Genomic DNA, 20,976 nt, shown 5'->3' on the forward strand with positions numbered 1-20,976 from the left:
GGGGTGGGCCCTTCCGCGTACCGTTTGCGCCGCTCGTCAGGACCGCAGGCCGTTGCGGCGCAGCACGGCGTCGCCGATGACGATGGCGACCAGCAGCCCGGCGATCCCGAACAGCCAGATGTGCTCCACCCGGCCCTCCTCGATCCCGCAGAGCGCCATCAGAACCAAGACCAGCGCCGACAGCAACGCGCCGATCCGTCCGGACTTGCGGTGCCCGGGCTTGTGCTGATCTGGCGCGGTTACCGGCTCGTCTCCTGCCACTGTCGGTCCTTCCCTCGCGATCGGATCTCCGATCAGTCTGGCACGCCCTCAACCGGCCCCGGCGCAGGGTCCGGCCTCCGGTGCGCTTGATGACCCGGGCGGGCGACAGCGTGGTTGTCGCATGACCCGGGCCGTAGGTCCCGTCCGGGTCGGGGCGGTTGGGCACTACCGGCGTCGCGGGACGGCGAGCACACTGCCTCCGGTAGCGTCTTGACGTACACCTGATGCCTTTTTGAGGGGGACTGCGGTGCGAGTGACCGGTACGGGCCATGCCAGCATGCGGATCGACACGGCCGCGGGCAGCATCCTGTGCGACCCGTGGGTCAATCCCGCCTACTTCGCCTCGTGGTTCCCCTTCCCGGACAATTCCCTGCTCGACTGGGAGACCCTCGGCCAGGTCGACTACCTGTACGTGTCGCACCTGCACCGGGACCACTTCGACGCCAAGCACCTGCGCGACTTCGTGTCCAAGGACGCCACCGTCCTGCTCCCCGAGTTCCCCACCTCGGAGATGGAGGACGAGTTCCGGGAGCTGGGCTTCACCAAGTTCCTCAAGGCCCCGAACGAGCAGGTCGTGGAGTTGCCCGGCGGCCTGAAGATCATGATCCAGGCGCTGACCAGCCCAACCGACGGCCCGATCGGCGACTCCTCGCTCTGGGTCGAGTACGACGGCGTCCGGCTGCTCAACCAGAACGACGCCCGCCCGACCGACCTGAGCGTCTTCGCCGAGCTGGGCCACGTGCACGCGCACATGCTGCAGTTCTCCGGCGCGATCTGGTACCCGATGGTCTACGAACTGCCGCAGGCGGCGAAGACCGCGTTCGGCAAGCAGAAGCGGGACCGGCAGTTCGACCGCACGTGGCGCTACATCGACGACCTGAAGGCCGACCACGTCTTCCCGATCGCCGGCCCGCCGTGCTTCCTCGACGACGAGCTGTGGCAGTTCAACGACATCTTCGGCGACGAGGGCAACATCTTCCCCGACCAGTCGGTGTTCCTGTCCGAGTACGCCAAGGTCGGCGGCACCAACGGCATCGTGCTGCTGCCGGGCAGCGTCTCGGAGATCACCACCGAGGGCGCGACCACCACGCACCCGGTGCCGGTGGAGGAGTTCTTCGCGAACAAGGTCGCCCACCTGGAGGAGATGCGGGAGCGCAAGCGCGGCGTCATCGAGGCCGAGAAGGCGTCCTGGCGGCACCCCGAGGTCGACGTGCTGGGTGAGATGAAGCGCCGGATCGAGCCGCTGCTGGACGAGTCGATCTACCTGGCCAAGGGCGTCGGCGGGCCGGTCCGCTTCGACCTGGTCGGCTACGACGGCTCCGAGGTCGAATCCATCGTGGTGGACTTCCCGGGCAAGGAGGTCCGGCCGTACGCGGACGAGAAGGTCCGCTACCGCTTCCGTACCGAGCGGGCGCTCATCGAGCACCTGCTGCACATCGGCGAGGTCGACTGGGTCAACTCGCTGTTCCTGTCGTGCCGCTTCTCGGCGGCCCGCATCGGCCAGTACAACGAGTTCGTCTACGCCTTCTTCAAGTGCCTCTCCGAGGAGCGCCTCCAGTACGCCGAGGGCTGGTACGACGAGCACGAGCGGGCCGTCGACGCCGAGGACATCACGCTCGACGGCTGGGTGGTGCAGCGGCGCTGCCCGCACCTGAAGGCGGACCTGAGCCGGTTCGGCATCGTCGACGGCGACCAGCTGACCTGCCAGCTGCACGGCTGGAAGTTCGACCTGGCCAGCGGCCGCTGCCTGACCAGCGTCGGGCACAAGATCCGGGCGCACCGCGCGGACGCGGAGACCTCGACGCCGGCCGTCTGACGGTTTCGCCCCGCACGCCGCCCCCGGCACGCGACCATCGGTCGTGAGGGGGCGGCGTGACGGGTGCGGACAGGGAACCGGTGTACCGGTTCGGGCGCGGCAGCGAGATGGCGCGGGACGCCTCGCGGGTGGAGGCGTTCAGCGACGCGGTGATCGCCATCGTGCTCACCCTGATGGCCGTCGAACTGCTGGCGTTCGACCCGGACCTGCCGCAGGACGACGGGCTGGCCGCGGTGCTCGTGCAGGAGTGGCGGGCCTACCTGGCGTACGTGATCACCTTCGCCATCGTCGGCCAGGTCTGGCTGACCCACCACAACATGTGGCGCTACGTCCGCCGGGTCGACCAGATGCTGCTGGTGCTGAACCTGCTGCTGCTGATGTTCGTGGCGGCGATCCCGTTCACCGCCGACCTGCTCGCGGACAACCTGCGCGGCACCGTACGCGACCAGCGGCTGACCGCCGCGCTGTACGTGGGCGTGGTGCTCGGCGAGGCGCTCTTCTTCAACCTGAGCTGGTGGTGGGCGCGCCGCCGCGGGCTGCTGCACGCGGATCTGGACCCGAGGCTGGCGAGCGCGGTGGCCCGCCGGTTCCGGCTCGGCCCGCTGCTCTACCTGGTCGCGTTCGCCATCGTGTTCATCGACCCGCTGCTGAGCCTGCTGGCGTACCTGCTGCTGGTCGGCGTCTACCTGGTGCGGGGTCCGGGCGATCTCCCGCCCGCCGGCCAGGAGGCGCCCGACACGCCGTGAGCGGTTGTTAAGAAGGGGCCCTTCCTCTACCGGAGGCGTTAATAAGGGGCCCTTCCTTACATGTCGGCGAGGATGCGGCGGGCCGCGTTGTGCCCGGCCGCGCCGATCACGCTGCCCGCCGGGTGGCAGCCGGCGCTGCCCGCGTACACGCCGTCCACACCCGTCGCGTACGGCATCCGGTCGGTGAACGACACCGTGTTGTCGACGTGGTGGATGTGCCCGCCGGTGATGCCGAAGTGCGCCTCGATGCCGGGCGGCGGCAGCGGCACCGCGTCCGCGACCAGGTCACCGGCGCCCGGGGCGTACCGTTCGCAGATCGCGAGCAGCCGCTCCACGTAGCCGGGCAGCGCCGCGTCCCAGGTGGTGCCGGCCAGCTCGTAGGGGACCGACTGGACGAACAGCGCCGACGAGTGGTGCCCCGCCTCGTCGGACAGCGACGGGTCGACAGTCGTGTGCAGGTACCACTCGATCGTCGGCTCGTCCGGCAGCCGCCCGGCCCGCACGTCCGCCCACATGCCGCGCAGCGCCGCCATCGGCGACTCGCCGCCGTCGCCGACGAGCGAGGCCGAGCCGGGCAGCAGGTGGATGGTCGACCCGAACGGGCTCGGCGCGTCCGCCGGCAGGCAGGAGAAGCGGGGCAGCCCGGTCAGCGCCAGGTTGAGCTTGAGCGTGGTGCCGGGGCGGCGGACCGCCGCCATCCGCGTGCTCAGCTCCGCCGGGAGCGCGCCGTCGGGCAGCAGCTCCATCAGCCGGTACGGGTCACAGCCGCCGAGCACCACCGGGGCGTCCACCTCCCGCCCGTCGGCGAGTGTCACTCCGGCGGCGGCGCCCCCGGTCAGCCGGATGGCGGTGACCGGCGCGTCGGCCACGATCCGCGCGCCCGCGCGCACGGCGGCCTCGGCGAACGTGCGCGACACCGTGCCCATGCCGCCCCGGGTGATCATCCAGGTGCCGTCCGCGCCGGGCAGCCGGCACATGTTGTGCACCAGGAAGTTGTGCCCGGTGCCGGGGTCGTCCGGGCCGGCGTTGAGCCCGGACAGGCCGTCGGTGACCGCGTACATGCTGACCAGCAGCTCGGAGCGGAAGTCGAAGCGGGCCAGGTGGTCGGCCACCGAGCCGCGGACCAGGTCGACGAAGACCTGCCGCAGCGCGGGCCGCACGTAGCGCTCGGCGGTCTCCTCGACCGGCAGCGGCTCGGCCAGCCACGCCGGGGCGAGATCCTCCCGCAGCTGGGTCAGCTCGGCGTGCAGCGCGTCGTCGGCTGCCACGTCGGCGGGGGAGAACATCTCCGCGAGCTGCCGCCGGCTCGCCGCCACGTCGCTGCCCGCCAGCAGGTACGGCGAGCCGAGCCCGCCCGGCGTGGGCAGGAAGTAGTGCGGGTCGCGGCGCAGTACCGGGATGGTCACGTCGAGCGTGGCCAGCAGCTCCGGGGGCATCAGCCCGAGCAGGTACGACCCGGTGGAGTGACGCAGCCCCGGCACCTTCGGGAACGGGTTCTCGGTGCGGGTCGCCCCGCCGATCACCCCGGACGCCTCCAGCACCAGCACGTCCAGGCCGGCGCGGGCCAGCAGGATCGCCGAGACCAGGCCGTTGTGCCCGGCGCCGACCACCACGACGTCGGCGCGGGACGGCAGCTCACTCGCGTCGCTCCCGGTGCGTTCGCTCATGCCGCGACCCTAGCGGCGGCCGGGCACGGGCGGGAGGGTTCGCAGCGGGGCGCTACCGTTCCCGGCATGTCTCCGGCTGTCCAGATCGCGCTCGCGGTGGCGCTCGTCGTGGTGGTGTTCCTGCTCCTGCTCGTGCTGCGGCGCGACCGCCCCCGGGACCTGGTCGCCCCGGATCGCCCGGCCGGCGGCGGGCAGGCCGAGGTGCTCCGCCTGATCCACGCGGGGCGCCGGGTCGAGGCGGTCAAGGTGCTGCGTGAGCAGACCGGCCTGTCGCTGCTGGAGGCGAAGCAGGCGGTGGACGCGCTGGCGGCCGGCGGGTCCTGGTCGCCCGGCCCTCCGGCGCCCGGAAAGGGCGTCGACGACGCGGTGCGGGCCGAGGCCGCGCGGCTGCTGCACCGGGGCGAGAAGATCCAGGCGATCAAGGTGGTACGCGAGCACACGCACATGTCGCTCGCCGACGCGAAGCGGTACGTCGAGGGCCTCTGACGCCGGACGGCCGCCACCGGGCGTTCACCTTATAGTGGCAGTTGTCGATGCATTTCCGTCCTACCGTCGACGGGACACCCACCGCCTCCGGGAGGTAACCCCCGATGGATCGTCGTACCGTCCTGCGTGCCACAGCCGTCGGCGGCGCCGCCGCTTTCGCCGGTGGTCTCTGGGCCGCCGCGGCCGCACCGGCCCAGCCCGCCCAGCCCGGCCCCGGCCCGTACGGCGACCTGCTGTCCGCCGACGTCAACGGTCTCCAGTTGCCGGCCGGCTTCACCAGCAGGGTGATCGCGCGTTCCGGGCAGCGGGTCGCCGGCACCTCGTACACCTGGCACCCGGCGCCGGACGGCGGCGCCTGCTTCCCGTCCGGCGACGGCTGGATCTACGTCTCCAACTCGGAGGTGCCGCTCGTCGGCGGCGCGTCGGCGGTGCGGTTCGCCGCCGACGGCGCGATGGCCGCCGCGTACCGGATCCTCGGCGGCACGAACGTCAACTGCGCCGGTGGGCCGACCCCGTGGGGGACGTGGCTGTCCTGCGAGGAGGTGCCGCTGGGCCGGGTCTTCGAGACCTGGCCGGAGGGCGGCCGGGCCGGCGAGGAGCGGACCCGGATGGGCCGCTTCAAGCACGAGGCGGCGGCCTGCGACCCGCGGCGGCGGGTGGTCTACCTGACCGAGGACGAGTCGGACGGCTGTTTCTACCGGTTCGTGCCGGACACCTGGGGCGACCTGCGCACCGGCCGGGTGCAGGTGCTCTGCGCCCCGGACGGCCAGGTCACCGGCCCGGTGACCTGGCGGGACCTGCCGGACCGGGACGGGTTCCCGGTGCCCACCCGCCACCAGGTGGGCGCCGCGCAGACGTTCGACGGCGGCGAGGGCTGCTGGTACGCCGACGACACCTGCTGGTTCACCACCAAGGGCGACAACCGGGTGTGGGCGTACGACGCGGTGAACCAGCGGCTCGACCTCGCGTACGACGACTCGCTGGTGCCGGCCGGCGCCGCGCCGCTGACCGGCGTCGACAACATCACCGGCACCGCCGGCGGCGACCTCTACGTGGCCGAGGACGGCGGCAACATGGAGATCAACGTGATCACGCCCGCCGGTGTGGTGACCCCGTTCGTGCGGCTGCTCGGGCAGTCCGAGTCGGAGATCACCGGGCCGGCGTTCTCGCCGGACGGCAGCCGGCTCTACTTCTCGTCCCAGCGCGGCACCAGCGGCGCCCGGGCCGGCACCGGCGGCATCACGTACGAGGTGCGCGGCCCGTTCCGGCGCTGACGCCGCCCGTCAGGCGCGGGCCGCCTCCCGGGCGGCCCGCCACCGGCTCGCCGCCAGCGTCGCGGAATAGCCGGACAGCACGATCACGTGGAACAGGTACAGCCACAGCAGCACCGCCACGCCGCCGCCGATCTCGTCGAACCCGCCGAACGGCACGCCCAGGTCCAGCGGCAGCGAGCAGAACAGCACGAAACCGTGCAGGAAACCGGACAGGTTCGCCGCCGTGAACGAGCCCAGGACGACGGTGGCGAGCCAGTCCGGGGAGGCCGGGCCGACCACCCGGAACACCCAGATCAGCACCGGCGTGAGCACCAGCCACACCGCCAGGAACGACAGCACCACGCCGAGCGCGCCGATCCAGCCGCCCTGGCGTACCAGCCGGGTGGTCAGCGGCAGCCCCAGCAGGATCGACAGCAGCAGCGCCGGGGCCGGCGCCAGCAGCGGGAGCAGCAGCAGGCGACCCCGCCAGCCGACCAGCGCACCGGACTCGGCGCGCGGCTCGGCCACCGAGACGAACGCGCGGCGCAGACCTTCGCCGTACAGCGAGGCCGGCAGCAGCGAGGCCAGCGCCAGCAGCGGAGTCAGCCCCAGCCCGGCCTCGACCAGCGCGGCCGCCGCCCGGTGCGCGCCGATCTCGGTGGGCAGCGTCTCGATCGCGTACCCGGTCAGCCGCCGCACCCGGTCCGCCCCGGCGAGCAGCCCGGTCAGCCAGATCGCCAGCAGCGCCACCGGCACCACGGCGATCGCGCCGTAGAACGTGATCGCGGCGGCGTGCAGGGAGAGATCCCGGCCGCGGACCGGCCGGAACGCCGCAGCCGTGATCCGCTTCGCCCGATCCCACCCGTCGCCCATCGCCCTCTCGTTCCCCGTACGGCCCCGCGCCACGCATTACGATCCGGCGGCATGACGATCGCCACGACCGACCGGCTGGTGCTCCGGGACTGGACCGAGTCCCCGGACGACCTGGCCCGGATCTACGACATCTACTCCCGGGACGAGGTGATGCGCTGGCTGGGCGGCGGCAAGGGCCGGATGACCGACCCGTCCGAGGCGCGCGAGCGGGTCCGGTCCTGGCACGAACGCTGGGCGCCGTACGGCGGCCGCTGGGGCCTGTGGGCGATCGAGCCGCGCGCCGGCGGGCCGGTGGCCGGGAGCATCCTGCTCAAGCCGCTGCCGGGACGCGACGGCGTCACCCTGACCGACGACATCGAGGTCGGCTGGCACCTGCACCCCGACGCCCAAGGCAACGGCTACGCCACCGAGGCGGCCCGCGCGGTGCTGGAGCGCGAGTTCGCCACCGGCACCCCGAGGGTGTACGCGGTGGTGATGGCCGGGAACGACCCTTCGATGGCGGTGGCCCGGCGCCTCGGCATGACGCACGTGGGCGTGCGCACCGACTGGTACGGCGGTGCCGAGGTTGAAACGTTCGTCCTGGAACGTCCGGCCTGAGCCGTGCCGTTGGCAGTTCGCCCTCGGCCTCCTACGGTGGTGGGGATACGGGGGAGGCACTGATGGTCGACGGTGGCGACGCAGCGCGTTGGCTGCACCTCCACGCCGCCCGGGGCGGCCCGGACGACCTGTCGCTCCTGGTGAACCGGGTCGCGCCCGCCATCGGGGCCACCGACATCGTGATCTACCTGGCCGACTACACGCAGTCCTCGCTCGTACCCCTGGTCGGCGCGGGCGCGCCTCGGGACGAACTCACGATCGAGACGACGCTGGCCGGCCGGGCGTTCACCTGCCTCCAGGTGCAGCGCGCTCCCGACCGCCCGGACCGGCTCTGGGTGCCCCTGCTGCTCGGCTGCGAACGGCTGGGGGCACTGGAGATCGTGTCGTCGCGCGCCGGCGACCCCGCGCTGGACCGGCCGGCCTGGGAGGTTGCGGTCGCCGTCGCTCAGGTCCTGGTGAACCGCCGGCTCTACGGCGACGTCGTGGAACGGATTCGCCGCCGCCTGCCGATGCAGGTCGCCGCCGAGACCGTGTGGGGGCTGCTGCCGCCGCTGACCTTCGCAACGGACGAGCTGGTGATCACCGCCATCCTCGAACCGTGTTACGACGTCGGCGGGGACATCTTCGACTACGCGCTCAACGGTGACGTGCTCAGCGTCGGGCTCTTCGACACCTGCGGGCACGGGATCAAGGCGAGCGCGATGGCCTCGCTCGTGGTCAGCGCGTACCGCAACGCCCGGCGTACCGGTCTCGACCTGGTCGACACGGCGATCAGCATCGACAGGTGGGTCCGCTCCGAACACCCCGGCCTGTTCGCGACCGCGCTGCTCGCCGAACTCGACCGGCGGACCGGCGTGCTGCGGATCATCAACGCCGGCCACCCCGGCGCCATGCTGCTGCGGGACGGCAAGGCCGTCCGGGCACTGCCCGGACCGACCGCGCTGCCGCTCGGGCTGGGCAACCTGTCGACGCGGCGCCCGCGGGCGCACGAGGAGGCGCTGCACCCGGGCGACCGCATCCTCGCGTACACCGACGGCATCACCGACGCCCGGGGCGACGACGGGGAACGGTTCGGGCTGGACCGGCTCGTCGACTTCGTCGAGCGTGCCCTCAACGAGCGGCTGCCCAGCCCGGAGACGATGCGCCGACTGGTGCGCGCCGTCCTCGCCTACCAGCAGGACCAGCTCGACGACGACGCCACCGCGCTGTTCCTGGAGTGGCAGCCCTCGCACCTGCCGTTGGCGCACCTGGAGCACCTCACCGCGCCAGACGGGACGATCGTGTCCCCGTAGCGTCGAGGAGGCGATCGAGGCGTGATCGACACCAGTTCGCCGAAGTGGTGGCATCGCGGCGCGTGGGATGCCACCACCTCGGCGAAGTGGAGTCGATCATGCCGCCGGGCACTCCGGGACGAACCGGGGTGAGGCGCTGGGGAACAATGGTCCGGTGACCACTCCCCGAGATCTCGTGCTGCTCGGTTCGACCGGCTCGATCGGCACCCAGGCCATCGACATCGTCAAGCGCAACCCGGACCGCTTCCGGGTGGTGGCCCTCGGCGCGGGTGGCGGCAACGTGGAGTTGCTCGCCGCGCAGGCGCTGGAGCTGGGCGTGGAGGCGGTCGGCGTGGCCCGCGCATCCGCCGCGCAGGACCTTCAGCTCGCGTTCTACGCCGAGGCGAGCAAGCGCGGCTGGGCCACCGGTGACTTCAAATTGCCCAAGATCGTGGCCGGGCCGGACGCGATGACCGAGCTGGCGCAGTGGCCGTGCGACGTGGTGCTCAACGGGGTGGTCGGCTCGCTGGGCCTGCCGCCGACGCTGGCCGCGCTGCACGCCGGGCGTACCCTCGCCCTGGCCAACAAGGAGTCCCTCGTCGCCGGCGGCCCGCTGGTCAAGGCCGCCGTCTCGCGACCGGGGCAGATCGTCCCGGTGGACTCCGAGCACTCGGCGCTGGCGCAGTGCCTGCGCGGCGGCGCCCGGGGTGAGGTGCGGCGGCTGGTGGTCACCGCCAGCGGCGGCCCGTTCCGGGGGCGGCGGCGCGACGAGCTGACCGCCGTCACGCCGGAGCAGGCGCTGGCGCACCCGACCTGGAACATGGGCCCGGTCGTCACGATCAACTCCGCCACGATGGTCAACAAGGCGCTGGAGGTGATCGAGGCGCACGAGCTGTTCGACGTGCCGTACGCCGACATCGAGGTGATGGTGCACCCGCAGTCGGTGATCCACTCGATGGTCGAGTTCACCGACGGGTCCACGCTCGCCCAGGCCAGCCCGCCGGACATGCGGCTGCCCATCGCGCTGGGCATCGGCTGGCCGGACCGGGTGCCCGAGGCGGCCTCGGCGGTCGATTGGACCACTGCCCACACCTGGGAGTTCTTCCCGCTGGACGACGCGGCGTTCCCGGCGGTCGCGCTGGCCAAGGCGGCGGGTGAGGCCGGGTGCTGCCGCCCGGCGATCTACAACGCGGCGAACGAGGAGTGCGTGGCCGCGTTCGTCGCGGGCCGGCTGCCGTTCCTCGGGATCGTCGACACCCTCCAGTGGGTGTTGGAGGACGCACCCGATTTCGACGAACCAGGTACCGTCGAGGACGTGCTCGCCGCCGAGTCGTGGGCACGGGCGCACGCCCAGGAGATCATCGTCGGGTCGGTGGAAGGAGCTCGATGAGCTATCTGCTCGGGGTGGTGCTGTTCGCCCTGGCGATTCTCATCTCGGTGAGCCTGCACGAGGCGGGGCACATGCTGACCGCCAAGGCGTTCGGGATGAAGGTCACCCGCTACTTCGTCGGCTTCGGCCCGACGCTGTGGTCGTTCAAGCGGGGCGAGACCGAGTACGGCATCAAGGGCATTCCGCTCGGCGGGTTCTGCAAGATCGTCGGCATGACGCCGCAGGACGACGACGTCGAGCCCGGGGACGAGAAGCGCGCGATGTGGCGCTACCCGGTCTGGAAGCGGACGATCGTGATGTCCGCCGGCTCGATCACCCATTTCGCACTGGCCCTGATCGCGCTCTGGATCATCGCGATCACCGCCGGCCTGCCGAACCCGAAGTTCCCCTCCACCGAGGACGGCTTCAAGGCGGAGCCGGCCGTGATCGCGCTGGCCCCCTGCGTCGTGGTGGAGAATGCGGCCCGCGCCTGCCAGGCCGACGACCCGGCCAGCCCGGCCGAGAAGGCCCAGCTCAAGGACGGCGACCGGATCACCGCGGTGAACGGCCGGCCGGTCTCCACCTGGGGCGACATGCTCGACGTGGTCCGGGCCACCCCGCCCGGCGCGGCCACCGTCACCTTCGAGCGCGACGGCCGGTCGCAGGAGGCCCGGGTCGACCTGGCCGCGGTGCAGCGCCCGCCGCTGGACGATCCGAAGGGCGCCACCTCGTCGGTCTCCGCGCTCGGCGTGGCCCTGCGGCCGAGCACCCCGCCGCGGGTCGAGTACGGCCCGATCGCCGCGTTCGGCGCCACCGCCGACTTCACCGGCACCATGGCGGTGCAGACCGCGCACGCCATGCAGCGCATCCCGCAGAAGGTGCCCGCGCTGTGGAGCGCGATCACCGGCAGCGAGCGCGACATGGACACCCCGATCAGCGTGGTCGGCGCCACCCGGCTCGGCGGCGAGGCCGTGGAGAACAACGCCTGGCTGGTGTTCTTCATGCTCTTCGTGTCGCTGAACTTCTTCATCGGCGTGTTCAACCTGCTGCCGTTGCTCCCGCTGGACGGCGGGCACATCGCCATCGCCTGGTTCGAACGGGCGCGCTCCTGGCTGTACGCGCGCATCGGCCGCCGGGATCCCGGCCGGGTCGACTACCTCAAACTCATGCCGTTCACGTACGCGGTGATCCTGATCGGTGGCGCGTTCACGCTGCTGACAGTCACCGCCGATGTCATCAACCCCATCACGCTCTTCTCAAGGTGAGTGCCTGAAGTGACCGCTGTCAGTCTCGGTATGCCCCCCGTACCGCCGCCGCCGCTGGCCCCGCGCCGGGCCAGCCGCCAGATCATGGTCGGTTCGGTGCCGGTCGGCGGCGGCGCGCCGGTCTCGGTGCAGTCCATGACCACCACCCTCACCGCCGACGTCAACGCCACGCTCCAGCAGATCGCCGAGCTGACCGCGTCCGGCTGCCAGATCGTCCGGGTCGCCGTGCCGTCGCAGGACGACGTGGAGGCGCTGCCCGCGATCGCCAAGAAGTCGCAGATCCCGGTGATCGCCGACATCCACTTCCAGCCGAAGTACGTCTTCGCGGCGATCGACGCCGGCTGCGCCGCGGTGCGGGTGAACCCGGGCAACATCCGGCAGTTCGACGACAAGGTCAAGGAGATCGCGCGGGCCGCCGGCGACGCGGGTGTGCCGATCCGGATCGGCGTCAACGCGGGCTCGCTCGACAAGCGCCTGCTGGCCAAGTACGGCAAGGCCACCGCCGAGGCGCTGGTCGAGTCGGCGCTGTGGGAGTGCTCGCTGTTCGAGGAGCACGGCTTCCGGGACATCAAGATCTCGGTCAAGCACAACGACCCGGTGGTGATGATCCGGGCGTACCGGCTGCTGGCCGAGAAGTGCGACTACCCGCTGCACCTCGGTGTGACCGAGGCCGGTCCGGCGTTCCAGGGCACGATCAAGTCGGCGGTGGCGTTCGGCGCGCTGCTGGCCGAGGGGATCGGCGACACCATCCGGGTCTCGCTGTCCGCCCCGCCGGTCGAGGAGATCAAGGTCGGCGCCGCGATCCTGGAGTCGCTGGGCCTGCGCGAGCGCGGCCTGGAGATCGTCTCCTGCCCGTCCTGCGGGCGGGCGCAGGTCGACGTCTACAAGCTGGCCGAGGAGGTCACCGCCGGTCTGGAGGGGCTGCCGGTGCCGCTGCGCGTCGCGGTCATGGGCTGCGTGGTGAACGGTCCGGGTGAGGCCCGCGAGGCAGACCTGGGTGTGGCCTCCGGCAACGGCAAGGGCCAGATCTTCGTCAAGGGCAAGGTCGTCAAGACCGTGCCCGAGGCGCAGATCGTGGAGACGCTGATCGAGGAGGCGCTGCGGATCGCCGACGAGATGGGCGCCGAGATCCCCGAGGAGCTGCGCGACCTGGTGCCGGGCGGCGCCACCGTCACCGTGCACTGATCTGCTTTTCGCGTCGCCGTGCGGCCGTCCCCGTCGGGGGCGGCCGCACGCGCCGTCTCAGGGGCGGGGCACGGCGGCGAACGGGGAGAGCGTGAACCAGCCGGGCGCGGCACGCCGCAGCGCCTCCGGCCCGCTCACCTCCACCGCGCCGCCGCGCAGCGCCGCGGCCCACCCCAGGTCGCCCATCCAGACCTGCACCAGGGCACGCAGGTCCGCGGTGACGGTCACCGCCACGTCGTGCCCGGGGTCGATGTCGCAGACGTCGGCTTCGCCCGCGGCGATCACCAGCCACCAGTCGCGCTGCGCCGCCGGCACGTCCCGGAAGCGGAACCGCACGACGGTACGCCCCGGCGGGACCGCGTCGTGGTCGACGTGCCGGTGCATGTCCCACAGCAGCAGCTTCGGGTCCAGGTCGGCGTCGCCCAGCTCGCCGATCCAGCGCACGCCCCAGGCGCCGAGCGCCTCCAGCACGGGCCGCAGCTCCCGCCCGGCGGCGGTCGGGACGTAGCGTACGTCGGCGCCGTCGACCCGCCGCTCCACCACCCCGGCGCGGACGAGCTGGTGCAGCCGGCGCGACAGCAGCGTGGGTGACATCCGGGGCAGGCCCCGGCGCAGGTCGTTGAAGCGTTCCGAGCCGCTGACCAGCTCCCGGACCACGAGCAGCGTCCACCGCTCGTCGAGCAGTTCCATGGCCTTCGCCACGGGGCAGAACTGGTGGTAGGAGGCCCCCATGGCGGGCACGCTACGCCCGGCCCGGCGGCCCGGCCAGGCGCCTGTCGGGAGCGGTACAGATCTCGTACTGGGGGCCGTGTCGTCCGCTGCCTAGCGTCCTGTGCAGGGACGACAGCTGAGGAGCGACAGATGATCGAGGAACGGGAACAGGACGCGGCGGTGAAGGCCCGGCACCGCGCGATGTGGGCGCTGGGCGACTACTCCGCAGTGGCCGCGCAGGTGATCCCGCAGTTGGGGGCGACGCTGGTCCGGGCGGCGGGGGTGGGACCGGGCATGCGGGTGCTGGACGTGGCGGCCGGGACCGGCAATGCGGCTCTGCCGGCGGCCCGGACCGGCGCGCAGGTGGTGGCCGGGGACCTGACCCCGGAGTTGCTGGCGATCGGGCGGGCGGCAGCCGAGCGGGAGGGCGTGACGCTGATCTGGGAGGAGGCGGACGCGGAGGCGCTGCCGTACGCCGACGGCGCGTTCGACGCGGTGCTGTCCTGTGTGGGCGTGATGTTCGCGCCCCGGCATCGGGTCGCCGCCGACGAGTTGTTGCGGGTGTGCCGGCCGGGCGGGACGATCGGCCTGGTCAACTGGACCCCGGAGGGCTTCGTGGGCCAGTTGTTCGCGGCCATGCGGCCGTTCGCGCCGCCACCGCCGCCGGGCGCGCAGCCGCCCCCGCTCTGGGGCGACGAGAACCACGTCCGGGAGTTGTTCGGCGACCGGGTCGACGCGCTCACGCTGGGGCGCGACGCCGTGGTGGTGGACCGGTTCGCCACGCCGGAACAGTTCCGGGACTTCTTCGCGACCCACTACGGGCCCACCGTGGCGGCCTACCGCGCGAACGCGGGCGACCCGGAGCGCACGGCCGGGCTCGACCGCGCGCTGACCGACCTGGCCGCCCGGCACCTGGACGGCGGCGTGATGCGCTGGGAGTACCTGCTCGTCACCGCACGCCGCGCCTGACGGCACGCCGGTCGTGGTCCGGCCGGCGTGCCGTCGCGGCGGCGGCGCTCACTCGGACTCGGCGAGGATGGCGTAGAGCTTGCGCCGCGTCTCGTCGAGCACCTGCGCGGCGCGGGCGCGCTGGTCGTCGGTGCCGGTGGTCATCACCTGCCGCAGCGCCTGCATGGCCTGTGCGCCGGCGTCGCGGATGTCGTGCCAGCTGTTTACCGTCTGCTCGGCGAACTCCGCCCAGGGCGGGGTCTGCGCAGCGGCGGTCGCCTCGGCCTGGCCCTGTTCGGTGAGCGCGAACCGTTTGCGCCCGCCCTCGGAGTCGGCGGCGGTCGCGATGACGCCCTCGTCCTCCAGCAGTTGCAGCGTCGGGTAGATCGACCCGGGGCTGGGCCGCCAGGCCCCGCCGGTGCGGGAGTCGATCTCCTGGATCATCTCGTAGCCGTGCATCGGCCGTTCGGTGAGCAGGGCCAGCACGGCGCCGCGCACGTTGGGCCGCCGACCGCGTCCGCGCCCGCCGCGGCCCCGCCCGTGACCGTGCGGTCCGGGCGGGAAGGGCGGCGGACCGGGGGGTACGGGCGGGAAGCCGAAGCCGCCCCGGCGGCGCATCTCGTCGTGCATGGCGTGCATGCGTCGGTGGAAACCCATCAGGGCTCTCCTTCTGTCGTCGTATCACTGATGCATCAACGATATATCGGCAATGCATCGCCGACAAGACGCGGATGAAACTCGGCTGCAAACCGTACGTTCGTACTGTTAGGCTGCCGGCGTGCGCCTGCTTCCCGAACCGGGCCCGTCCCGGACCCTCGCCCTCTCCACGCTCGTCAACACCGTCGGGCGGGGCACCTGGCTCACCGCCAGCGCGCTCTTCCTCACCCGCTCGGTCGGGCTCACGGTGGCCGAGGTCGGCGTGGCGCTCACCCTCACCGCGCTGGTCAGCCTGGTGGCGAGCACGCCGATGGGCTACCTGGCCGACCGCCTCGGCCCGCGCGGGCTCCAGATGGCCGCGCTGCTCGCCTCGGCCGGATGCACCGCCGCGCTGGTAGCGGTGCGCTCGTTCCCCGGCTTCCTGGCCGTCGGCGTGTTGATGGCGCTCGCCGACGCGGGCACCCGGGGCGCCCGGGGCGCGCTGATCGCCGGCGCCGTCCCACCCGACCAGCGGGTCCGCACCCGCGCCTACCTGCGCGCGGTCACCAACGTCGGCATCTCGGTGGGCACCGTGCTGGCCGGGTTCGCGCTCGCCGCCGACACCCGCGGCGCGTACGTCACGCTGATCCTGCTCGACGCCGCGACCTACGTGCTGGCGGCGGCGGTGCTGCTGCGGCTCCCGCCGGTCCCGCCGGTGCCCGCCCCGGCGCACGGACCGCGGCTGATCGCGCTGCGGGACCGCCCGTTCCTCGCCTTCACCGTGCTGGACGGGCTGATGTCCATGCACTTCTCGCTGATCAACATCGCCCTGCCGCTCTGGATCGCCGGGCACACCACCGCGCCGAACTGGCTGATCTCCGTCTGCCTGCTCGTCAACACGGTGGTGGTGATCCTGTTCCAGGTTCGCGCCTCGCGGGGCACCGAGGACCTGACCGGCGCGGGCCGGGCCTCCCGCCGGGCCGGTGTCCTGCTCGCCGGCGCCTGCGCGCTGTTCGCCGCCGGCGGCGGCGTACCTGTCGCGGCGGCGGTGCCGCTGCTGCTGGCCGGCGCGCTGGTGCACGTCGTGGGGGAGTTGTGGCACGCGGCGGCCGGCTGGGGCATCTCGTTCGGACTGGCTCCGGCGCACGCGCACGGCCAGTACCAGGGGGCGTACGGGATGGGCATGCAGCTCGGGTCGATGGTCGCCCCGGTGGTGGTGACCACGCTCGCGATCGGCTGGGGCGTGCCGGGCTGGCTGGTGCTCGGCGCGGTGTTCCTGCTGCTCGGCGCGCTCGTGCCGCCGGTGGTGCGGTGGGCCGCCCGGACCCGGCCGCCCGCGCCCGAACCGGCGCCCGCGACGGTCGGCTGAGCCGCCGCTCACCGGAGCGGTCCGGGGTGCCCGGTCGGCCCGCGCGCCCGGGCGTGGATCTGGCAGGCTGGTAACCGTGCTCACGATGCCGGTACGCCAACTCGGGGAGTCGGAGCGCCGCGCGGTCGAGCGGCTGCTCGATCTCGACCCGTACGCCGGCGCGCAGGTCGCCGAGCGGGTGGCGGCGCGCGGGCTGGCCTGGTGGCGGGCCGAGGCGCGGATCCTCGGCTACGGCTCCCGCCGCAACCTGGAGTCGATCTGCTGGCTGGGCGGCAACCTGACGCCGGTGCTCGCGTCCGAGCCGGCGGTGACCGCGTTCGCCGAGCAGTTGAGCGGGCAGGAGCGGCTCTGTTCCTCGATCGTGGGCCGCGCCGACGCCGTACTCGGGCTCTGGGACCGCCTCGGCCCGTACTGGGGGCCGGCCCGGGACGTACGCCCGAACCAGCCCCTGCTGGCCACCGACGCGCTGCCCGCAGTGGCGCCCGACCCGGACGTGCGGCGGGTGCGCGGCAGCGAGGTCGACCGGCTGTTCCCGGCGGCGGTGGCGATGTACACCGAGGAGGTCGGGGTGTCGCCGCTGGCCGAGGACGGCGGGCGCGGCTACCGGCGGCGGGTGACCGAGCTGGTGCGCGCCGGCCGCGCCTACGCTCGTTTCGTCGACGGGCGGGTGGTCTTCAAGGCGGAGCTGGCGGTGGTGACCCGCCGGACCGCGCAGGTGCAGGGCGTCTGGGTGGCGCCCGAGTGGCGTGGCCGGGGCATCGCCACCGCCGCGATGGCCGCCGTGGTCCGCGACGCGCTGGAACGGGTCGCGCCGACGGTGAGCCTCTACGTCAACGACTTCAACCTGCCCGCCCGCCGGGTCTACGAGCGCTGCGGCTTCCGCCCGGTCGGCACGCTCGCCACAGTGCTGTTCTGAGGATCACGTCCCGCCGGAGGTCCCGAACCGGACACCCGGCGCTAGGCTGGGCATGTTTTTATACTGACTAGTCAGTTCGGAATTCGGGGTCTGATGAACATCGTCGAGACCAGCGGCCTGGGGCTACGGACCCGCCGCGGCTGGGTCTACCGGGACGTCGACCTCACCGCCGCGAGCGGTGAGCTGGTCGCGCTCACCGGCCCGCCCGGCAGCGGACGCACCTCACTGCTGCTCACGCTCGCCGGGCGCTTCCCGCACAGCCACGGCGAGCTGCGCCGCCGGGGCCCGGCCGCGCTCGGCCAGGTGGCCGGCGTGCACGAGCCCGACCCGACGCTCACCGTCGCCGAGCACATCACCGAACGGCTGCTGCTGCTCGGCCCGGTACCGCGCCGCCGCCGGCGCCTGGTGCCGGTGACCGCGGTGCGGGCCCGCCGGGCCTACCGCCGCGACGCCTACGCCGCCGCCATCGCCGGCGCCGGACTCACCGACGCGCCACTCGACCCCGACCGGTACGGCAGAGACCTCACCCCTGTCGAACGGCAGGTGCTCGGCCTGGTGCTGGCCAGCCTCGGCGGCCCCAGCCTGATCGTCGCCGACGACGTGGACGCCGGCGCCGACCGCCCCGAGCGGGAGTGGATGTGGGGCGCGCTGAAACGCCTCGCCGATCAGGGGTACGCGGTGGTCGCCAGCGCCCGCGCGGTCGAACCCGGCGTCGCCGCCACCGTGCACCGCATCGGCGACCCGGCAGTGCCCGCCCCCGCCCTTCCCGCCGAGCCCGCTCCCGACCGTCCCGCCGAGGTGCCCGCATGAGCGTCCTGCGACTTGCCCTGTTCGAGCTGCGCCGGATGACCCGGGGCCGGCTGCCGCGCGCCGCCCTGGCCGTGCTCACCATCGTCCCGCTGCTCTACGGCGCGCTCTACCTGTACGCGTTCTGGGACCCCTACGGGAAGATGGACCGGATCCCGGTCGCCCTGGTCAACGCCGACCGCCCGGCCACCGCCGGCGACGGCAGCGAGGTGCACGCCGGGCGCGACCTCACCGAGAAGCTGCTCGACCGCAAGGTGTTCGGCTGGACCGTGACCGACCAGGCCGACGCCGCGAAGGGGCTGCGCGACGGGCGCTACCACCTGGTCTTCTCCATTCCGGAGGACTTCTCCGCCTCGCTCGCCGCCGCCCCGGAACCGGACCGTCCGGCCCGGCAGGGCGAGCTGAAGGTCGTCAACGACGACGCCACCAACTACCTCTCCGGTCTGCTCGCCCGGTCGGCGTTCAGCGAGATCCGGGCCGCCGCCGCGCAGAGCACCGCCGCCACGTACTTCGACCGGATGCTGATCGGCTTCACCGACGCCAAGGCCGAGACCGGCCGCGCCGCCGACGGCGCCGGGAAGATCGCCGACGGGCTCGGCAGCTCCCAGCGGGGGGCCGATCAGCTCGCCGACGGGCTCGGTGACGCCTCGGACGGCGCCGGGCAGCTCACCGGTGGACTGAACCAGTCCGTCCAGGGCGCGGACAAGCTCGCCAAGGGCCTCGACCAGTTGCGTACCGGCGCCGCCCAGCTCGCCGACGGCGCCGGGCGCGCCGCCACCGAGACCAAGGCCGCGGCGGCGACGGTGAACGCCGCCGCCGACAAGTACGAGCCGGTGCTGCGCCGCAACGCCGACAAGATCGAGAAGGCGGCCACGCTCGTCGCCGACGGCGCGCAGCAGCTCGCCGCCGGGCTGGACGCGCTCCCCGGCAAGGCCGCCGAGGTGGTGGCGACCGCCGAGGAGATCCGTGACCGGCTCGACGCGGTCGCGAAGGAACACCCCGAACTGGCGGACGACCCGGACTTCGCCGCCGCCCGCAAGGCCGCCGACCGGGCCGTCACGCAGGCCCGCTCCGTGGTGGCCGCGCTCGACGAGACCGACATGGCCACGCTGCGCAAGCAGATGACCGACGTGGCGAAGACCGCCCGCGAGGTGGCCGCCGCCGCGCCGCACCTGGCCGACGACGTCGCCTCCGCCCGCGCCAAGGTCAACGAGCTGGCCGGCGGGCTCGCCACGCTGGCCCAGGGCAGCGCCAAGCTCCGCGACGGCCTCGGCGACGCGTCGACCGGCGCGACCGAGCTGCGCGGCGGCCTCTACCGGCTCGCCACCGGCGCCCGCCAGCTCGACGGCGGCCTGGCCCAGCTCGGCAGCGGCAGCAACCGGCTGGTCGACGGGCTGACCCGGCTGGAGGGCGGCGCCGGCGACCTCGCCGACGGGCTCGCCGCCGGGGAGCGGAAATTACCCGGGTACGACGACGCGACCACCCGCGCCGGCGTCCTCGGCGACCCGGTCGGCCTGATCCGCGACTCGCAGAACCCGGCCGGCTCGTACGGCGTGGGCTTCGCCCCGTACTTCCTGTCGCTGGCGCTCTGGGTCGGCGCGATGATCACGTACATGCTGTTGCGGCCGGTCAACCGGCGGCACGTGATGTCCGGCGCTCCCGGCTGGCGGGTCGTGCTCGCCGGGTGGCTCCCGGCCGCGGGCATCGGCCTGGCCCAGGTCACCGTGCTCTACACGGTGGTGACGCTGGCGCTCGGGCTCGACCCGCGGCACGGGGCGGCCACGTTCGGGCTGCTCGCGCTCACCTCGCTGGCGTTCACCGCGATCATGCAACTGCTCGGCGTGGCGCTCGGCCCGGCCGGGCGGCTGGCCGCGCTGGCGCTGCTGATGCTCCAGCTCACCTCGTCCGGCGGCACCTACCCGGTGCAGACGTCGCCCGGCTTCTTCCAGGCGATCCACCCCTGGCTGCCGATGACGTACGTGGTGGACGGCCTGCGGCACACCATCAACGGCGGCACCACCGCCCCGGTGGTCACCGGCGCGCTGGTGCTGCTCGCGTTCGGGCTGGGCGCCATGGCGCTCACCGTCGGCGCGGCCCGCCGCTCCCGCCGGCTGACCCCGGCCAAGCTGCACCCCGAACTGACCATGTGAGGATGAGCCGGTGACGGACGGACGGACACGCCGGCGCGAGGACACCCGTCAGCGCCTCTTCGTGGCGGCGGTGGACCTCATCGCCGAGCAGGGCTTCTCGGCCACCACGGTGGACGACATCGCGGCCCGGGCCGGCGTGGCGAAGGGGACCGTCTACTACAACTTCGAGTCCAAGACCGTCCTGTTCGAGGAGCTGCTGCGGCACGGCATCGGCCTGCTCACCGCCGAGTTCCGGGCCGCCGTGGACGGGCTGCCGCCGCTGGAGGCGCTGGGCGCGCTGGTCCGCGCGCAACTGGAGTACATCCGCCGCTACCGCGCCTTCGCCCAGCTGCTGCTCTCGGAGATGTGGCGGACCAACCGGGAGTGGCAGCAGACGCTGCGGCTGCTGCGCGGCGAGGCCATCGCGGTGATCGCCGACACGGTGCAGGCCGGCGTGGACAGCGGCGGCCTCCCGGCCGACCTGGACGTGCGTACCGCGAGTTCGGCGCTGTTCGGCGTCGGGCTGGTGGTGGCGGTGGACTGGCTCGTCTTCTCGCCGGACCGCTCGATCGACGAGGTGCAGGAGTCGCTGCTCGGCATCGTCCGGCGGGTCGCGCGGACCTGACCAGCGGTCGGTAATTCGGTTGATTCCGGGCCGCCGGAAGGGTGAG

20 protein-coding genes are annotated in these 20,976 nt (G+C 73.2%); 15 read left to right on the top strand and 5 right to left on the bottom strand.

All coding sequences use genetic code 11. The features are described 5' to 3' along the window. Window positions 1-36 precede the first annotated feature (36 nt). The gene (locus tag J3R08_RS06685; protein ID WP_082931019.1) at window positions 37-261 is read right to left on the bottom strand and encodes a hypothetical protein; all 225 of its coding nucleotides are present in this window, start codon (window positions 259-261) and stop codon (window positions 37-39) included. A 247-nt stretch (window positions 262-508) separates the two neighbouring features. Here J3R08_RS06685 and J3R08_RS06690 point away from each other — a divergent pair, with 247 nt between their 5' ends. Together J3R08_RS06690 and J3R08_RS06695 are read left to right on the top strand one after the other, a co-directional pair. Continuing rightward, window positions 509-2,077 carry a Rieske 2Fe-2S domain-containing protein gene (locus J3R08_RS06690; protein ID WP_209960376.1) on the top strand — a complete coding sequence of 523 codons (1,569 nt, stop codon included), beginning with the start codon at window positions 509-511 and terminating at the stop codon, window positions 2,075-2,077. Between the two features lie 107 nt (window positions 2,078-2,184). Further along, the gene (locus J3R08_RS06695) at window positions 2,185-2,823 is read left to right on the top strand and encodes a TMEM175 family protein (RefSeq protein ID WP_051611534.1); all 639 of its coding nucleotides are present in this window, start codon (window positions 2,185-2,187) and stop codon (window positions 2,821-2,823) included. A 56-nt stretch (window positions 2,824-2,879) separates the two neighbouring features. On the opposite strand, the gene J3R08_RS06700 is transcribed toward J3R08_RS06695, so the two are convergent. Beyond that, complete coding sequence (locus J3R08_RS06700) at window positions 2,880-4,490, bottom strand: NAD(P)/FAD-dependent oxidoreductase (protein ID WP_209960378.1); 1,611 nt, start codon at window positions 4,488-4,490, stop codon at window positions 2,880-2,882. A 66-nt stretch (window positions 4,491-4,556) separates the two neighbouring features. On the opposite strand from J3R08_RS06700, the gene J3R08_RS06705 reads away from it, so the two are divergent. Both J3R08_RS06705 and J3R08_RS06710 read left to right on the top strand, forming a co-directional pair. After that, on the top strand, window positions 4,557-4,976 hold the full coding sequence (locus J3R08_RS06705) for a 50S ribosomal protein L7/L12 (protein ID WP_043325875.1): 420 nt from the start codon (window positions 4,557-4,559) through the stop codon (window positions 4,974-4,976). A 104-nt stretch (window positions 4,977-5,080) separates the two neighbouring features. Then, window positions 5,081-6,250: an alkaline phosphatase PhoX gene (locus tag J3R08_RS06710; protein WP_209960380.1), complete on the top strand. Its 1,170-nt coding sequence runs from the start codon at window positions 5,081-5,083 to the stop codon at window positions 6,248-6,250. Between the two features lie 9 nt (window positions 6,251-6,259). Here J3R08_RS06710 and J3R08_RS06715 read toward each other — a convergent pair whose 3' ends face one another. Then, window positions 6,260-7,102 carry a YhjD/YihY/BrkB family envelope integrity protein gene (locus J3R08_RS06715; RefSeq protein ID WP_043325870.1) on the bottom strand — a complete coding sequence of 281 codons (843 nt, stop codon included), beginning with the start codon at window positions 7,100-7,102 and terminating at the stop codon, window positions 6,260-6,262. Window positions 7,103-7,153: 51 nt separating this feature from the next. Here J3R08_RS06715 and J3R08_RS06720 point away from each other — a divergent pair, with 51 nt between their 5' ends. From J3R08_RS06720 to ispG, 5 genes are all read left to right on the top strand, one after another. Continuing rightward, window positions 7,154-7,699, top strand: a complete 546-nt coding sequence (locus tag J3R08_RS06720; RefSeq protein WP_043325869.1) for a GNAT family N-acetyltransferase — start codon at window positions 7,154-7,156, stop codon at window positions 7,697-7,699. A gap of 62 nt (window positions 7,700-7,761) precedes the next feature. After that, window positions 7,762-8,991 (top strand): PP2C family protein-serine/threonine phosphatase, encoded by a 1,230-nt coding sequence (locus J3R08_RS06725; RefSeq protein ID WP_209960382.1) that lies wholly within the window; start codon window positions 7,762-7,764, stop codon window positions 8,989-8,991. A gap of 154 nt (window positions 8,992-9,145) precedes the next feature. Beyond that, window positions 9,146-10,360, top strand: coding sequence for a 1-deoxy-D-xylulose-5-phosphate reductoisomerase (gene dxr / locus J3R08_RS06730; protein ID WP_209960384.1), 1,215 nt, complete (start codon window positions 9,146-9,148; stop codon window positions 10,358-10,360). Next, on the top strand, window positions 10,357-11,604 hold the full coding sequence (locus J3R08_RS06735; protein WP_030504229.1) for an RIP metalloprotease: 1,248 nt from the start codon (window positions 10,357-10,359) through the stop codon (window positions 11,602-11,604). Before dxr ends, J3R08_RS06735 begins: the two co-directional genes overlap by 4 nt. A gap of 9 nt (window positions 11,605-11,613) precedes the next feature. Beyond that, a complete protein-coding gene (ispG, locus tag J3R08_RS06740; protein WP_030504228.1) occupies window positions 11,614-12,789 on the top strand; it encodes a flavodoxin-dependent (E)-4-hydroxy-3-methylbut-2-enyl-diphosphate synthase in 1,176 nt (391 codons plus the stop codon). Between the two features lie 57 nt (window positions 12,790-12,846). Here the strand turns inward: ispG and J3R08_RS06745 are convergent, their stop codons facing one another. Beyond that, entirely contained in the window at window positions 12,847-13,521 is a 675-nt protein-coding gene (locus J3R08_RS06745; RefSeq protein WP_209960386.1) for a helix-turn-helix domain-containing protein, read from the bottom strand. Between the two features lie 129 nt (window positions 13,522-13,650). Here J3R08_RS06745 and J3R08_RS06750 point away from each other — a divergent pair, with 129 nt between their 5' ends. Further along, window positions 13,651-14,469, top strand: coding sequence for a class I SAM-dependent methyltransferase (locus J3R08_RS06750; RefSeq protein ID WP_209960388.1), 819 nt, complete (start codon window positions 13,651-13,653; stop codon window positions 14,467-14,469). Window positions 14,470-14,517: 48 nt separating this feature from the next. Here the strand turns inward: J3R08_RS06750 and J3R08_RS06755 are convergent, their stop codons facing one another. Further along, window positions 14,518-15,105: a PadR family transcriptional regulator gene (locus tag J3R08_RS06755; protein WP_030504225.1), complete on the bottom strand. Its 588-nt coding sequence runs from the start codon at window positions 15,103-15,105 to the stop codon at window positions 14,518-14,520. 121 nt (window positions 15,106-15,226) lie between these two features. Between J3R08_RS06755 and J3R08_RS06760 the strand changes: the two genes are divergently transcribed. The 5 genes from J3R08_RS06760 (at window position 15,227) to J3R08_RS06780 (ending at window position 20,930) form a co-directional block, all read left to right on the top strand. After that, on the top strand, window positions 15,227-16,453 hold the full coding sequence (locus J3R08_RS06760) for an MFS transporter (protein WP_209960390.1): 1,227 nt from the start codon (window positions 15,227-15,229) through the stop codon (window positions 16,451-16,453). A 76-nt stretch (window positions 16,454-16,529) separates the two neighbouring features. Beyond that, window positions 16,530-17,369, top strand: a complete 840-nt coding sequence (locus J3R08_RS06765; RefSeq protein WP_209960392.1) for a DUF4081 domain-containing GNAT family N-acetyltransferase — start codon at window positions 16,530-16,532, stop codon at window positions 17,367-17,369. 93 nt (window positions 17,370-17,462) lie between these two features. Next, window positions 17,463-18,179 carry an ATP-binding cassette domain-containing protein gene (locus tag J3R08_RS06770; protein ID WP_209960393.1) on the top strand — a complete coding sequence of 239 codons (717 nt, stop codon included), beginning with the start codon at window positions 17,463-17,465 and terminating at the stop codon, window positions 18,177-18,179. Beyond that, window positions 18,176-20,326, top strand: a complete 2,151-nt coding sequence (locus J3R08_RS06775) for a YhgE/Pip family protein (RefSeq protein WP_064447065.1) — start codon at window positions 18,176-18,178, stop codon at window positions 20,324-20,326. The genes J3R08_RS06770 and J3R08_RS06775 overlap by 4 nt, the downstream gene beginning before the upstream one ends. A 10-nt stretch (window positions 20,327-20,336) precedes the next feature. Next, window positions 20,337-20,930: a TetR/AcrR family transcriptional regulator gene (locus J3R08_RS06780; protein WP_209960394.1), complete on the top strand. Its 594-nt coding sequence runs from the start codon at window positions 20,337-20,339 to the stop codon at window positions 20,928-20,930. The last annotated feature ends 46 nt before the right edge of the window (window positions 20,931-20,976 follow it).

The organism is Micromonospora sp. HB375, assembly GCF_017872985.1.
GTDB lineage: Bacteria > Actinomycetota > Actinomycetes > Mycobacteriales > Micromonosporaceae > Micromonospora > Micromonospora chalcea.